This is a genomic window from Streptomyces sp. NPDC003327, from assembly GCF_053589515.1.
Genome location: NZ_JBSFSA010000101.1, coordinates 1 through 1409, shown reverse-complemented (window position 1 = coordinate 1409; position 1409 = coordinate 1). Strand labels below are relative to the sequence as shown.

Sequence of the window (1409 nt, the reverse complement as noted above, 5' to 3'; positions counted from 1 at the left end):
CTAGTACTACAACGGTGTTTGCCGTGACTGGTGGCCAGGTCGTTCGTTGGTGTGTTCATGGGTGGGGAACTTGCTGATGCCCGGTCGTGGGCGGGTGAACTAAGGTCTCTGCACGAGCGGTTCGTGCACCGTTTTGCCAGGTCGGAGCCGCGTGAGTCGGCGCTTGCGTATATGCGGGGACTGATCGCTCCGCTGGAGCGGAAGAACGGCTGGACGCTTGCCGAGGAGGCCGGGCACGCGGGCCCGGACCGGCTCCACCGGCTCCTGAACCGGATCGACTGGGACGCGGACGAGGTGCTGGACGACGTGCGCGAGTACGTCGTCCAGCACCTCGGAGACCCAGGTGCGGTGCTGATCGTGGACGACACCGGCTTCCTGAAGAAAGGGGTCCGGTCGGCCGGGGTTCAGCGGCAGTACTCCGGCACGGCCGGCCGGACGGAGAACTGCCAGGTCGGGGTCTTCCTCGCCTACGCCACCGGCCGCGGCCGCACCCTGATCGACCGGCGCCTTTACCTGCCGGCGTCCTGGACCGACGACCGGGAACGCTGCCGGCGGGCCGGTATCGACGACACGGTCGTCTTCGAGACCAAGGTCGCGATGGCCAGGGCGATGGTCCGCCGGGCGATCGAGGAGAAGATCCCGTTCGGGTGGGTGACCGCGGACGCCGGCTACGGCTACTCGAAAAGCTGGCGGTCCGAGCTGGAGCGGGCCGATGTCTTCCATGTCATGGCCACCACCCGTCACGACACCGTCGTGACCCGCTGGGCCATGGACCATCCGGTTCACGACCTGTTCCACGATCTGCCGAGGCAGAAGTGGAAACGCCGTTCCTGCGGCAACGGGGCCCACGGACCGCGCGTCTTCGACTGGGCCAGGGTCGAGGTCCGCCCCTGGCACCGGGAGGACCGGCGGCACTGGGTGATCGCCCGCCGCAGCGTCCGCAGACCCGACGAGATCTCCTACTACATCGCTTACTGCCCCGCCGACACCACACTTGACCAGCTGATCTGTGTCGCCGGGGCTCGCTGGGCGGTCGAGGAGTGCTTCCAGAGTGCGAAGCAGGAGTGCGGCCTGGACGACTACCAGGTCCGCCGCTACCCCGGCTGGCACCGCCACATGACCCTGGCCATGGCTGCCCACGCCTGCCTGACCGTCCTGCGGGCCCGCGAACTCGACACCGGCAAAGCAGAAACGGATCCTCCGACCTCGTCCCCCTCAGCCTTCCCGAGCTCAGACGCCTGATCCATCGCCTCACCCACCGCCGGCCGGTCTCGGTCGACCACGTCCTGCACTGGTCGACCTGGCGACGCCGACGACAACACCAAGCCCGCATCAGCCACTACAAACAACGCGGCCACACACCCCCATAACCTGGCCACCAGTCACAGCAAACACCGTTGCAGTACTAG

Annotated in this window: 1 protein-coding gene; it reads left to right on the top strand. The window is 67.5% G+C overall.

Going from position 1 to position 1409, the window contains the following annotated elements; genetic code table 11:
* Window positions 1-57: 57 nt before the first annotated feature.
* Window positions 58-1242, top strand: a complete 1185-nt coding sequence (locus ACWDVG_RS31610; protein ID WP_451704360.1) for an IS701 family transposase — start codon at window positions 58-60, stop codon at window positions 1240-1242.
* Window positions 1243-1409: the final 167 nt, after the last annotated feature.

Excerpts from the sequence above, each read along its gene's own strand:
- ACWDVG_RS31610 (WP_451704360.1), top strand. The coding sequence starts at position 58 with ATGGGTGGGGAACTTGCTGATGCCCGGTCGTGGGCGGGTGAACTAAGG.